The organism is Streptomyces rhizosphaerihabitans (assembly GCF_025399795.1).
Classification (GTDB): Bacteria; Actinomycetota; Actinomycetes; order Streptomycetales; family Streptomycetaceae; genus Streptomyces; species Streptomyces rhizosphaerihabitans.
The window spans coordinates 1-12,806 of record NZ_JAODTZ010000040.1; the positions used below are offsets into that span (position 1 = coordinate 1).

The window sequence follows — 12,806 nt, forward strand, 5'->3', positions numbered from 1 at the left end:
CCGTCCGCGTGGCCGTCCTCAGCCCGCGGCGGGTCCCGCCGTACCGGCGAGAGCGTCCAGGTCGCTCTTGCGGACCCTGATCACCAGTGTCGCGGTGATCAGAGCGAGCAGGGCCATCGCCACCGCCGGCACGAAGGCGGTCGAGATGCCGTGGGCGAGCACGTCATGGCCCCAAGGGGCGGGCAGTTGGTGGGTCTTGGTGAACTCCGCCTTCTGCCCGGCCGAGCCGTCCGCCAGGAACTTCGGCATCTGCTGCTTCGCCTCGTCGCGGCTCGCCGCACCGAAGACCGTGGTGAGGATGGACAGGCCGAGCGAACCGCCCACCTGCTGCGTGACATTGAGCAGACCCGAAGCCGCGCCCGCCTCGTGCTGGGCGACACCGGAGACCGCGGTCACCGTGAGCGTCACGAAGTTCAGGCCCATACCGAAGCCGAACAGCAGCATCGGGCCGAGGACTCCGCCCGCGTACGAGTCGTCGGGGCTGATGAAGGTCAGCCAGCCGAGCCCGAGTGCGACGAGTGTCGAGCCGGTGATCATGAACGGCTTGGGGCCGAGCACCGGCAGGAACCGCTGTGAAAGACCCGCGCCGACCGCGATCGCGACCGTCACCGGAAGGAAGGCCACACCGGCCGAGATCGGGCTGTACCCCAGCACGTTCTGCACGAAGAGCACGATGTAGAAGAACATGCCGAACATCGCCGCGGCGAGGCTCAGCATGATCACATACGTGCCCGAACGGTTGCGGTCGGCGAACATCCTCAGTGGGGTGATGGGCTCCTTCGCCCGTGTCTCGATGACCCCGAAGGCCAGTAGCAGGGCCACGGCCGCGCCGAACGACCCGATCGTGAGGCTGTCCCGCCAGCCGTCCTCGGCGGCGCGGATGAAGCCGTACACCAGGGACGCCATGCCGGCTGTCGAGGTGAGCGCGCCCGCGATGTCGAAACGTCCTGGGTGGCGCCGGGACTCGTTGATGTACATCGGCGCGAGGACCGCGATCAGGATGCCGATGGGTACGTTGACGAAGAGGACCCACCGCCAGTCGAGCCACTCCGTGAGCATGCCTCCGGCGAGCAGACCGATGGCGCCACCACCGGCCGAGACCGTCGCGAAGACGGCGAACGCCCGGTTCCGTTCCGGACCTTCGGGGAACGTGGTCGTGATCAGGGCCAGTGACGTCGGCGAAGCGATCGCGCCACCGACCCCCTGCAGGGCGCGTGCTGCCAGCAACTGCCAGGGTTCCTGGGCGAGTCCGCCGAGCAGCGAGGCGAAGGTGAACAGCAGGATGCCGGTCATGAAGACCCGGCGCCGGCCGAGGATGTCACCGGCCCGTGCGCCGAGAAGCAGCAGGCCGCCGAAGGTGAGGGTGTATGAACTGATCACCCATGTCAGGTCGGTCGTACTGAAGTCGAGGGCGGCTTGAATGTGCGGGAGCGCGATGTTCACAATCGTCGCGTCGAGTACCACCATGAGTTGGCAGGCCGCGATGACGGTGAGCGCGATGCCGGGATGCCCTTCCCGGCGGGCCGCACCTGGCTTGGTGTCCTGAATCAACTGAGAGGTTGTCACTATGCTTCCCCCACAAGTGCGTTAGTGAACGCGCGCGTTCACTTTCGCGTCAACGGTAGTGAGTCCCCGTCAGTGAACGCAAGCGTTCACTGAAGTCGCTGCCCGAAGACGTCAATCCGATCGCCCGTTCCTCCCGGTGAAAGCCTGAACTCCCCGAATTCCGCTCCCCTGTACGACGGAGACACTCTGATGGTTACTTCGCGTTGGACGGCTGCCCCCGCTCAGGCGCCCTCCTCGCGCCGGCGCGGTGCCGTGCTCGAGCGCGCGATCCTGGAAGCCGCGCTGGAACAACTCGGCGCGGTCGGCTGGAACGGCCTCACCATGGAGGGCGTGGCCGCCCGCGCCCAGACCGGCAAGGCCGCGGTCTACCGTCGCTGGCCCTCCAGGGAGGATCTGGTCGCGGACGCGCTCCAGGCCGGGCTGCCGGATCTGACGGAGGCCCCCGACCTCGGCACCGTCCGGGAGGATCTGCTGGAAGTGTGCCGACGTGTGCGCGAGGCGATGTTCTCGCCGCCGGGAATCGCGCTTCGCTCAGTTCTTCACGAATGCGATGTGACGCAGGCTGAACGCTTCAGTCAGGTGATCGTCGGCGGGGTCGTCGAACCCACCCTGCACCTGCTCCGCGAGGTCGTTCATCGCGGTATCGAGCGGGGTGAGGTGCGTCCCGACGCCGCGAACTCGTATGTCTTCGACGCCGTCCCGGCGATGATGATGTACCGCTCCAAGGTGTGCGCGAGTGAATGGAGCGATCTGGATCTCCAGGAGATGATCGACCAGATGATGGTTCCGCTGCTGGGTGTGCGGGTCGGCTGACCGGCGTGTGCGGGTCGCCCGACCTGTTTGCGCGGGTCGGTCGACCGGCTCCGGGGCAGGCTCCACGGCGGATCGGGGAACCTGGGTGTCGCGAGGGGTTCCGGGCGGCGTAGTCTGAGGACGCCATGCCGTACGAACCCCCCACCCACACCGTCGAGCGCTCCCTCCGCGCCACGACCGGAGCGAAGGTCATTGCCGGCGTCGACGAGGTGGGACGCGGTGCCTGGGCCGGCCCCGTCACCGTCTGCGCCGCCGTCACCGGACTGCGCCGCCCGCCCGAAGGGCTCACCGACTCCAAGCTCCTGACCGTCAAGCGCCGGACCGCGCTCGCCGTGGAGTTGGAGAAATGGGTGACGGCGTACGCCCTCGGGCACGCCTCCCCCGAGGAGATCGACCAGCTGGGCATGACGGCTGCTCTGCGCCTCGCGGCGGTACGCGCGCTGGAGACCTTGCCGGTCCGCCCCGACGCGGTCATCCTCGACGGGAAGCACGACTATCTCGGCGCTCCCTGGCGGGTCCGTACGGTGATCAAGGGCGACCAGTCCTGCGTCGCCGTCGCGGCGGCCTCGGTGATCGCCAAGGTTCAGCGCGACAAAATGATGGCCGAACTGGGCATCTACCATGCAGACTTCGGCTTTGCGGCCAACGCCGGGTACCCGTCGCCGGTCCACAAAGCCGCGCTGGAGGAGCGGGGGCCCACCCCGTACCACCGGTTGTCGTGGGCGTATCTTGATGCGCTGCCCCAGTGGCGGCACCTCAAGAAAGCCCGCAGCTGGGCGGACGGGAACGTTCCGGAGATCGAGGGTCAGCTCGGCTTCGACTTCTGACGATTCCGTTCTCGCTCATGTGCCACCCGCCGAGGCGAGTCGCACCGGCGTTTGATAGATATCAACTCATGCCTCTCCTTCCCGAGGAGTCTCAGATTCACGAGAGTGCCCAGGGTCCCCGCGTCACTCCGGCCAGTGGCCGTACCGCGCCGACCCCTCGCCCCGTACCCGGTCCCCGTCCCGCGGCTCCGCCGCGTCCCGGCCGTCCGGGTCCTGTCCGGCCGATGCCGGCCCAACGCACCCCGCGCGAGCCGCTCGTGGCCACGCCGGGGCCGTCCGTCAAGGCGGCCGCACCCGCTGCCGCCACCCCGCAGATCCAGCTTGTCCCGGCCTCGGCCGAGGGCGCGCTGGACGCCGCCGAAGAAGCCGTCGACCTGCTGCTGGAATCGGGCCGTGCTCCCGGTGAGGTGCTGGTGATCACCACCGGCGATCCGCACCCGTGGGCCGCGCACGAACTCTCCTTCGGCGAGGCCGCGTACTGGGCGCAGCACGACGCCGGCGACGATGTCTTCTACGCCGACGCCGCTGCCGCGCGCCGGGCCGCATCCCGGCCCGTGGTCGTGGTCGCGGTCAACGGTGGTTCCGGCGAGGCCGCCGCCATCACCCTGGCCCTCGGCCGGGCCGGTGCCCTGCTGATCGTCTGCGGCGACCCGCAGCAGATCAACTCGGTCCTGGCCGCAGGCGTCTGAGCGCGTTCCGGACCCGGTCCGGAACGCGCCCGGCGGGACGCTGAGGGTGCCGCCACGGCGGCACCTGCACGGCGGTCGCTTCGGCGTACCCGTAATGCGTGCACGCTCGCAGACGTTCTGTCTGCCACTCGTTCGTGTGGTGCGAGGTGGCGTGTTGCGCGCTTGTCCTTCGCCTGCGGAATTCCCTGCTCCGGTGGGTGCCACGGGCGGAGATCGACTTCCTTCCGTGCCCGCTTTCCGCGTCCGCCGCCTGGTCCTGGCACGACATCGGCGCGTCGCCTGGCGAGCGCGTGTCCACCGGGCGTGCGCGCCGTGCCCGGCGGGCGCCCGCTGATGACCGGAGCCTGGGCACGCCCCACACCCGAGCTTCGCGTCCGTGGCATACCTATGCCTGAGTCGTACGGTCCCGCGGTGGACCACCGGACGTGCGCGGCCCGCCTTCCCCCCCCGGGGCGGGCCGGTGCCTCGCGACTCGTCCGCTTGTCAGCGCGCGGCTGCCCGGCGCATGACCTCCGACGCGACGCCTCCCGTACGGGGCAGCGGCGGCAGCACCTCGCCCACGAAGAACTCCGGCGGTGAGTCGGAGTTGGGGCGGCGTCCGCCGCGGCCCTCGCCGAGGACCTGCCAGCCGTCACGTGTCAGGGTGATGTACGCCCCGCACCGCAGACCGTGGAGTGTGCAGGCATCCCGCAGCCCCCACATCCAGGCCCCGTCCTCCTCCGTCCAGCGCGCGTCGCCGTCCCGGCAGTACAGCAGCACGGCCGTGCGCGCGGGAGAGCGGCGCCGCAGGTCGTGCGGGATGACCCGGCGCAGCTGCGCGAGCAGCGCGTTGCGGAACATCCAGCCGTCGGCCGGTGCCGAACGCCGCGTGAAGGAGGCGCTCGCCATCAGCCGCTCGTCGTGGTCGAGCACCGCGACGACCGCGGTCGACGGTCTTGGCCGGTGCCGAGCGTGGAGGCCGCTCACGACCTCTCGGGGATCGCGCAGAAGCGGAATTCCGGCCGAGGCCCATTCGGCGGGTTCCAGCATGCGGGTCAGTGGATTGGTGGAAGCGGCGGACAGGTCGGGAGACGTCGACATGGATGCCGCCGAGGACGGAGCGAATCCGAAGGTCACGGTCCTCCCTTCGGCTACGTGCCCATACGGTGGGCGGGGGTCGGACTTGGGGGAATGGCACGCCGCAGCGGAGCCCTACCGGACCACGGGCGAACCGTGCGGGGAGCGGACCTCAATTCTTCCTGTCGAATTGGGTTGCGGCAACGAGCAATTGGGGCCACAGACCGTTTTCAGGCGATTAGCGTCCTATATACCTGCCCGGTGTTTCGAATCGCGACACGCGAGTCACGCTTGTACGGCGAGGACCAGCGGCAACACTGCCTGGGCGCCCGCTCTGCGAAGCATCCGCGATGCCACCGCCAGCGTCCAGCCCGTCTCCGTGGCATCGTCCACCAGCAGCACCGGACCATCCGCTTCCTTCAAGGCTTCGGCCAGCTGCGGCGGCACGGTCAGGGCCCCGTCCAGCGCCTTCAGCCGCTGAGCGCTGTTGCTCCGGGCGATGTGCGCCGGCTCGCCGACGTACTCCACGGAACCCAGCAGCGGCAGGCGGCCGATTTCGGCGATCCGCGCACCGAGCGACTGGATCAGCTGCGGCCGCGAGCGCGAGGCGATGGTCACCACGCCGGCCGGGCGCGGCTGCGCGTCGGGCTGCCCGGAGGCCCAGCCGCCGGGGCCCTTCGCCCAGTCGGCCAGGACGCCGACCACGGCCTTGGCGACATCGTCCGGAACGGGCCCGTCCGGGGCCTGCGGGGCGAGTATCGGCCGCAGCCTGTTTCCCCATCCGATGTCCGAGAGGCGTCCCAGGGCGCGCCCCGGAGCGGCCTGTTCGCCGGCCGGGATGCGTCCCTTCAGCTCGACGCCGACCGCCGCCAGCCCGGTCGGCCACATCTTGCGGGGCTCGACGTCGACGCCCGCGCGGCCGAGCTCGCCGTTCGCCGCGTCCAGCGCGGCGGGGGACACGGCCGTCTGGAACCGGCCGCCTGCACAGTTGTCGCAACGCCCGCACGGCGCGGCTCCCTCGTCGTCCAGCTGCCGTCGCAGGAACTCCATACGGCAGCCGGTCGTCGACACGTAGTCCCGCATCGCCTGCTGTTCCGTCGCCCGCTGCTTGGCGACCCAGGCGTAGCGCTCGGTGTCGTACGTCCAGGGCGAGCCCGTGGAGATCCAGCCGCCCTTGACCCGGTGCACGGCTCCGTCGACGTCGAGCACCTTGAGCATGGTCTCCAGGCGGGATCTGCGCAGGTCCACCAGTGGTTCCAGTGCGGGCAGGGAGAGCGGGCGCTCGGCGCGGGCCAGCACGTCCAGGGTGCGTCGCACCTGCTCCTCCGGGGGGAAGGCGATCGAGGCGAAGTACTCCCAGATCGCCTGGTCCTCCTTGCCCGGCAGGAGCAGCACCTCGGCATGCTCCACACCGCGGCCCGCGCGTCCCACCTGTTGGTAGTAGGCGATCGGGGAGGAAGGGGAGCCCAGGTGCACCACGAAGCCCAGGTCGGGCTTGTCGAAGCCCATGCCCAGTGCCGACGTTGCGATCAGAGCTTTGACGCGGTTGGCGAGCAGGTCCTCCTCGGCCTGCTGGCGGTCCGCGTTCTCCGTCTTCCCGGTATAGGCCTCCACGGTGTACCCGCTCTGGCGCAGGAACGCCGTGACTTCCTCGGCCGCGGCCACGGTGAGCGTGTAGATGATGCCGGAGCCCGGCAGGTCGTTCAGATGCTCGGCCAGCCAGGCCATCCGGTGCGCGGCGTCCGGCAGCCGCAGCACGCCGAGGCTCAGGCTCTCCCGGTCCAGCGGGCCGCGCAGGACCAGCGCGTCGGTGCTGACTCCGGTGCCCAGCTGTTCGGCGACATCGGCCGTCACGCGGGCGTTGGCCGTCGCGGTGGTGGCCAGCACCGGGGTGTCGGGCGGGAGGTCGGCGAGCATGGTGCGCAGGCGGCGGTAGTCCGGCCGGAAATCGTGGCCCCAGTCGGAGATGCAGTGCGCCTCGTCCACGACCAGGAGGCCGGTGGCCGCGGCCAGTTTCGGTAGCACCTGGTCGCGGAAGTCGGGATTGTTCAGCCTCTCCGGACTCACCAGGAGGACGTCGACCTCGCTCGCCGCCACCTCGGCCTGGATGGTCTCCCAGTCCTCCGTGTTGGAGGAGTTGATCGTCCGCGCGCGGATTCCGGCTCGGGCCGCAGCCTCCACCTGGTTGCGCATCAGCGCGAGCAGCGGTGAGACGATCACCGTGGGCCCGGCGCCCAGCTCGCGCAGCAGTGCGGTGGCGACGAAGTACACCGCGGACTTGCCCCAGCCGGTGCGCTGCACGACCAGCGCTCTGCGCTTGTCGGCCACGAGCGCCTCGATGGCGCGCCACTGGTCCTCGCGCAGCCGCGCCTCGCCCGCCCGGGCGCCGACCAGACGGGCCAGGACGGCATCGGCCGCGGCCCGGAGGTCTCCGCGGGCGGTGTCGTGTGCGTGGTCAGTGGCTGTGGGTCGCGGGTCTTCGTTGGTCATGGCTCCATGCAACCCGATGGGTCTGACATAGCGCGAACGAGCCGTCGAGCTGTGGACAACTTCTGTCGTGATCATGGTGACGGTTATCCACAGGCTCAACCGGAATCTTGCGATCCGCGGGATGGTCACCGCATGACGAATCACGACGAAGCGACCGGCACGTCCGGCGACGAGAACATCAGCGCGGTCGGTGGATGCGGCTGGAACGCCGGGTGCGACCGATCCGGTGACGCAGGCGATCACAGCGACCGGAGCGGTCCGGGCGCCCACGCCGACGACGGGTGGGACGGTCGGAGCGGCGGACCGGGCGACGGATGGGACGGCCCGGGCGGCCGGCCCGGACGCGAGGGGCGGGACCAATCGGGCCGGCAGGCCGACCCGGAGATCCCTGAAGGTGCGGCCATTCCCGGCGGGCTGCACCACGGGGGCGGCGTGGGCCGTGCCGGCGAAGACCACCATGCGGGCCTCGCGAGCCTCCCGGGTGGGGAGCATCAGGTGACTCTCCGTACCCCGGCAGAGCTGGCCGACGCGCTGCCCTATCTCCTCGGGTACCGCCCCGAGGACAGCGTCGTCCTGGTCGCCCTGCACGACGGGGAGCGGCGCGGCCGGTTCGGCGGCCGGGCCCGCCTCGGCATCCCCGGCCACGCGGAGGACTGGCCGTCCGTCTCCGATCAGCTGGCACAAGGGCTGGTGAAAGGGAGCGAGCGCCGAGGCGCCCGCCCCGAGAGCATGGTCGCGTACCTCTGTCAGGAACCGGGCAGTGGCGAATCGGGGCGCGAGGTGATGGAGCGTCTGCGGCCGCTCGCGCAACTGCTGCGGACGGCCTGTGGACGCCTCGACGTTCCGGTGATCGAGGCTCTCTGCATCTCCGACGGCCGCTTCTGGTCGTACACCTGTCCGGGACAGGGGTGCTGTCCGGTCGAAGGCACGTCGATGGGGCTCCCGGGGACGTCCGTCCTCGCCGCCGCCGCGACGTACGCGGGCCTTCAGGTGCGCGGATCCCTGAAGGACCTGACAGCCAGGCTCCTTCCCTGGGAGTCCACCGCCGCGCTGGGCCAGGAGGTGGCGCTGGACACGGCCAGCATGGCCCTCGTACCGAGGATCCTGGGGGACGACAGCCGGGCGGAGGTTGCCGAGGAAGCCCTCGCGCTGGCCCGGCGGATCAGGGACCGGCTCGCAGCCGCCCCCGCCGTGTCCGGCATGCGTCCGTCGGACCTGCGCGACGACGGACTCCTGGAGAACGACGAGGCCGCCACATTGATCCTCGGTCTCCAGGACCGCACGACCCGTGACCGTGCCGCCCAGTGGATGGAGGGCGACGAGGCCGCCCCGGCGCTCCGCCTGTGGCGAGCCCTGGCCCGCCGGTGTGTCGGTCCCTACCGCGAGCACGCCGCGGCACCCCTCACCCTCGCGGGGTGGGTCGCCTGGTCCATGGGCGACGAACTGGAGGCACGAGAAGCCCTCGCCATGGCCCTCGGGGCCGATCCCGACTATCTGTTCGCCCGCCTTCTCCACCAGGCGTGCAATGAGGGCTTGGACCCGGAATCCGTCCGGCGCTGCCTGCGCGCGGAGCGTACAGACGGTGGCTCGGCGGACGCGGAGCAGCCGACCGATTCCGCCGCACCGCTTCCGGTGGCCGACCCGGCGAGCTCCGCCGACGCGCCGGACACAACACCCTCGACACCTGCCACTCGGCGCCGCCGCAGGCCCCGTCCGGCCGCGAACGGCGGAGGCCGACCGGGCCGACGCGGCCCCGGGACCGCGAGTGCCCATGGTCACCGCCCGCCCGGCGATGCCTCGCCGGGCGGTGACGTGCCGGGGCGCGCGGCTGACAGGGCGGACGGCCGGCTGCGCGCGCGGGGTGACAGCGGTCGGCGAGGTGCGGGGGAGGACGGGTGAGCGGCTGGTGCACAGCACAGCACGGCGGGACGGGCCGGGACGAAGACCGGTCGGCCCACTCGGCCGAGGCCGGACGGGATTCCCGACGCCCCGAGGGCGGGCCGCGCCCCGTCCTTACGCTGCGGACCTGCGGGTTTTCCCAGCGGTCACGACACCTTCGGTGCAGTACGTCTCCGCTCGGCGGGTGCTCGTGGGACAGGTCGGCCGCCCCACCGCCATTCGGTCGGCTTCCCGGGGCAAGGCGTGACCCCGGACAGGGCTGCCCCGTTCACCTGAGTGGCGGAATCCGTGGCCGGATTGCGCCGCCGCAACGACCGCGACCCTGCGGATCCCCCACCAGGAGCCGAGCGCGCTCCAGGCGCACCGAGCGCGGAGGAAGCCACCCCATGTCCTTGCCCCATCCGTCCTCGGCCCCCGACGGCGGCCGTCCGTCCGGGCGCGAGTCCGCCCAGCCCGTCAGGCGCGGGGACCCGTCGGCGGCCCCACGAGCGGGCCGTGACGCCGGTGCGCCCTCCGTCCCGGGAGGGCGTGGCCCCAGCGTTCCCAGGAAGTCCTTTCCTGTGCCGGGCCGTCCGGGGGACCTGCCGCCCGCCCACACCACCCTCATCTGCGTCGCTCTCCCAGGACTGGTGATCTCCACGGAGGAGGGACAGCTGAACGGCCGTGGGCTGGAGGGCTTCTACATGGCGGGTCGGCGGATACTGTCCCGCTGCCAGGTCCGGGTCGCGGGCCGGGAACCACTCGTGATGCAGGCCCGGATGCTCGCGGCCGACCGGGCCCGCTTCGTGGGTACGCTGCGCGCTTCCCCCGACGCCGGCCCGGACCCGGACCTGGTCGTCGAAAGAACGCGCCACGCGGACGGCACCGAGCTGATCACGTTGCGCAGCTCGGCCCCCCGGGCACTGCGCCTGCCCGTCGAGGCCGCCCTCGGGACGGATCTAGCGGAACTGGGCGACGTCGCCTCGGGCCGGGCCGGGCCCGAGCTGCCGGCCAGCGTCCACGCCGCCGGCCTGCGCTGGTCCTGCCCCACGGGGTACGTGACCGTCACCGCCGACCCGCCGCCCACCGACGCCCTGGCCTCGGCGGGACTGCTGCGCTGGGAACTCGAACTGCCACCGGGCGGCACCGTCACCGTGGAACTGCGCGTCCGGCCCGACGGCCAGGGACCGATCAGAGCGGTGGGCAGTGGCTCGGCGAGCCCGTTCGCCGAGGCCCGGGTGCTGAGCGACCGGCCCGGGGTCGAAGCGCTCCTGCGCACCTGCGTCGGTGACCTTCGGGCCCTGCTCCTGCGCGACCCCCGGCATCCGGCCGACACGCACCTCGCGGCGGGAGCGCCCTGGCGCTGCGGACTGGCGCCGGCCGAGGCACTGGCCGCGGCCCGGATGACCCTGCCGCTCGGTACGCGTCTCGCCGCGGGCACGCTGCGCACCCTCGCCCGCACCCAACTCGCCGGTCCGGGACCGCGCTCCGGACTGATTCCGGGACCGCTCCGGGACAGCGGGCCACACCTGCCGCCGGGATGCACGGCGACCGAGGCGACGCTGCTCTTCCCCGTGCTTCTCGCGGAGGCCCGGCGCTGGGGACTGGCCGAGCGGGAGGTCGAGGAGCTGCTGCCGGCGGCCGACCGGTGTCTGGACTGGCTGCGGACGACGGTCGGCGACAGCACCTATATGCCCGATCCGCAGCCGGGCGGACCGCTCCGCTGCGAGACACAGGCGCACGCGCATCGTGCGGCCCTGCTCGGCGCCGATCTGCTCGACGCGCACGGTCGGACGGGTGGTACGGCGCTGCGTCAGTGGGCCTGGGCGTTGCGGACGGCATTCCGTGACGACTTCTGGGTAGAAGACCGGGCCGGTGGCAGACCGGCCGGCGCCCGCACCCCGGACGGGCGCCTCGTGCCCCAGCTCGGTTCGAGCGCCGCCCATCTCCTCGACACCGGACTGCTGGGTTCCGGAGAGCTGGCCCCGGGTCTGCTCGACAAGGCGCGGACCGAACAGCTCGCGCGGCTGCTCGGCGGCCCGGCCATGGACTCGGGCTGGGGGTTGCGCAGCCTCGGGGCGAAGGAGGCGGCGTACAACCCGTTCGGCCATCGCAGCGGGGCCGTGCGCGTCCAGGAGACGGCCGTCGCCGTCACCGGACTCGCCTCCGCGGGCTACGAGAAGGAGGCCGGCGCCCTGCTGCGCGGCGTTCTGGCAGCGGCCGACTCCTTCGGCAGCCGGCTGCCCGAGATGTACGCGGGGGAGCAGCGCACGCGGGGGAGCGCCCCGCTTCCCCATCCGGCCGCCTCCCGGCCGGCGGCCACCTCCGCGGCCGCCGGGGTGTCGCTGCTCACCTCCCTGGCCGGGATCCGCCCCGATGCCCCCGCGGGAACCGTGACGCTGCGCCCGTTCCGCGCTGCGCCCCTGGGGGAGATCGCGCTGACAGGCCTGCGGATCTCGGGCGCCCCCTTCTCCGTCCGCGTCAGCAGACTCGGTCTCGCCATGGTCGAGGAGGCCGACGACGGACTGCAGCTGGGGATGTGACGGCGCGGTGAGCGTCTCGGACCGAGGGCCCTCGGCGGCGGGGTGCCGTACCGGACGGAAGTCGATCAACCAGGGACAGGGCCTGAAGGAGGTGTTTATCGTCAGGCAGACGACTATGATCGCGGCATGCCCTACGACCCGTCAGCCTTTCCGCCCTTCGCCGTGACCGTGGACCTGGTCGTGCTGACCGTGCGCCGCCATGCCCTGTGCGCGTTGGCGGTACGGCGGGGCGAGCAGCCGTTCCAGGGGCGATGGGCACTGCCCGGCGGCTTCGTGCGGACCGACGAGGACCTCGCCCAGGCCGCGGCACGCGAGCTCGCCGAGGAGACGGGCCTGTGCGCCCACGACCCCTCCGTGCCCGCGCAGGACAACGGTGCGCACCTGGAGCAGCTCGCGACCTACGGAGACCCCAAGCGCGACCCCCGGATGCGAGTGGTCAGCGTCGCGCATCTCGCCCTCGCCCCCGACCTGCCCGCGCCCCGGGCGGGCGGCGACGCGAACAGTGCACGCTGGGCACCGGTCGAGGAACTGCTGCAGCAGGGAGGGTACGGGCGTGACGGGGAACAGGCGGCGCCCCTCGCCTTCGACCACGCGCAGATCCTCTCGGACGGCGTGGAGCGCGCCCGCTCCAAGATCGAGTACTCGTCGCTGGCGACCGCCTTCTGCCCGACCGAGTTCACGGTGGGCGAGCTGCGCCGTGTCTATGAGGCCGTGTGGGGTGTTGTGCTCGACCCGCGCAACTTCCACCGCAAGGTGACCGGCACGCCGGGCTTCCTGGTGCCCACCGGGGGCACGACCACACGCCAGGGCGGCCGCCCCGCCCAGTTGTTCCGCGCGGGCGGCGCCACGCTGCTCAACCCGCCGATGCTGCGCCCCGAGGTCTGAGAGGGGCGGCGGACGCGGTTCCGGGCCCCGGAACCCTGGCGTGTTCGCGAGAGCCGCGA

9 protein-coding genes are annotated in these 12,806 nt (G+C 72.0%); 6 read left to right on the forward strand and 3 right to left on the reverse strand.

The window, feature by feature from the left end; genetic code table 11:
- Positions 1-18: 18 nt before the first annotated feature.
- Positions 19-1,566, reverse strand: a complete 1,548-nt coding sequence (locus N4G66_RS31335) for an MFS transporter (protein WP_261707637.1) — start codon at positions 1,564-1,566, stop codon at positions 19-21.
- Between the two features lie 189 nt (positions 1,567-1,755).
- Between N4G66_RS31335 and N4G66_RS31340 the strand changes: the two genes are divergently transcribed.
- The 3 genes from N4G66_RS31340 to N4G66_RS31350 all read left to right on the forward strand — a co-directional run bounded on the left by N4G66_RS31340 (position 1,756) and on the right by N4G66_RS31350 (position 3,895).
- Positions 1,756-2,379: a TetR/AcrR family transcriptional regulator gene (locus tag N4G66_RS31340; protein WP_261707638.1), complete on the forward strand. Its 624-nt coding sequence runs from the start codon at positions 1,756-1,758 to the stop codon at positions 2,377-2,379.
- A gap of 125 nt (positions 2,380-2,504) precedes the next feature.
- Positions 2,505-3,206, forward strand: coding sequence for a ribonuclease HII (locus tag N4G66_RS31345; protein ID WP_261707639.1), 702 nt, complete (start codon positions 2,505-2,507; stop codon positions 3,204-3,206).
- Between the two features lie 68 nt (positions 3,207-3,274).
- Entirely contained in the window at positions 3,275-3,895 is a 621-nt protein-coding gene (locus tag N4G66_RS31350; RefSeq protein WP_261707640.1) for a hypothetical protein, read from the forward strand.
- Positions 3,896-4,378: 483 nt separating this feature from the next.
- Here the strand turns inward: N4G66_RS31350 and N4G66_RS31355 are convergent, their stop codons facing one another.
- Entirely contained in the window at positions 4,379-5,011 is a 633-nt protein-coding gene (locus tag N4G66_RS31355) for a hypothetical protein (protein WP_261707641.1), read from the reverse strand.
- Between the two features lie 225 nt (positions 5,012-5,236).
- On the reverse strand, positions 5,237-7,441 hold the full coding sequence (locus tag N4G66_RS31360; protein ID WP_261707642.1) for a RecQ family ATP-dependent DNA helicase: 2,205 nt from the start codon (positions 7,439-7,441) through the stop codon (positions 5,237-5,239).
- Positions 7,442-7,573: 132 nt separating this feature from the next.
- On the opposite strand from N4G66_RS31360, the gene N4G66_RS31365 reads away from it, so the two are divergent.
- The 3 genes from N4G66_RS31365 to N4G66_RS31375 all read left to right on the forward strand — a co-directional run bounded on the left by N4G66_RS31365 (position 7,574) and on the right by N4G66_RS31375 (position 12,747).
- Positions 7,574-9,340, forward strand: coding sequence for a DUF4192 domain-containing protein (locus N4G66_RS31365; RefSeq protein ID WP_391858916.1), 1,767 nt, complete (start codon positions 7,574-7,576; stop codon positions 9,338-9,340).
- Positions 9,341-9,726: 386 nt separating this feature from the next.
- On the forward strand, positions 9,727-11,862 hold the full coding sequence (locus tag N4G66_RS31370; protein ID WP_391858917.1) for a glycogen debranching N-terminal domain-containing protein: 2,136 nt from the start codon (positions 9,727-9,729) through the stop codon (positions 11,860-11,862).
- 126 nt (positions 11,863-11,988) lie between these two features.
- Positions 11,989-12,747 (forward strand): NUDIX hydrolase, encoded by a 759-nt coding sequence (locus N4G66_RS31375; RefSeq protein WP_261707644.1) that lies wholly within the window; start codon positions 11,989-11,991, stop codon positions 12,745-12,747.
- The last annotated feature ends 59 nt before the right edge of the window (positions 12,748-12,806 follow it).

Bases quoted from the DNA above. Each gene is read 5' to 3' on its own strand.
- N4G66_RS31340 (WP_261707638.1), top strand. From the start codon at position 1,756: ATGGTTACTTCGCGTTGGACGGCTGCCCCCGCTCAGGCGCCCTCCTCG.
- N4G66_RS31345 (WP_261707639.1), top strand. From the start codon at position 2,505: ATGCCGTACGAACCCCCCACCCACACCGTCGAGCGCTCCCTCCGCGCC.
- N4G66_RS31350 (WP_261707640.1), top strand. From the start codon at position 3,275: ATGCCTCTCCTTCCCGAGGAGTCTCAGATTCACGAGAGTGCCCAGGGT.
- N4G66_RS31360 (WP_261707642.1), bottom strand. From the start codon at position 7,441: ATGACCAACGAAGACCCGCGACCCACAGCCACTGACCACGCACACGAC.
- N4G66_RS31365 (WP_391858916.1), top strand. From the start codon at position 7,574: ATGACGAATCACGACGAAGCGACCGGCACGTCCGGCGACGAGAACATC.
- N4G66_RS31370 (WP_391858917.1), top strand. From the start codon at position 9,727: ATGTCCTTGCCCCATCCGTCCTCGGCCCCCGACGGCGGCCGTCCGTCC.
- N4G66_RS31375 (WP_261707644.1), top strand. From the start codon at position 11,989: ATGCCCTACGACCCGTCAGCCTTTCCGCCCTTCGCCGTGACCGTGGAC.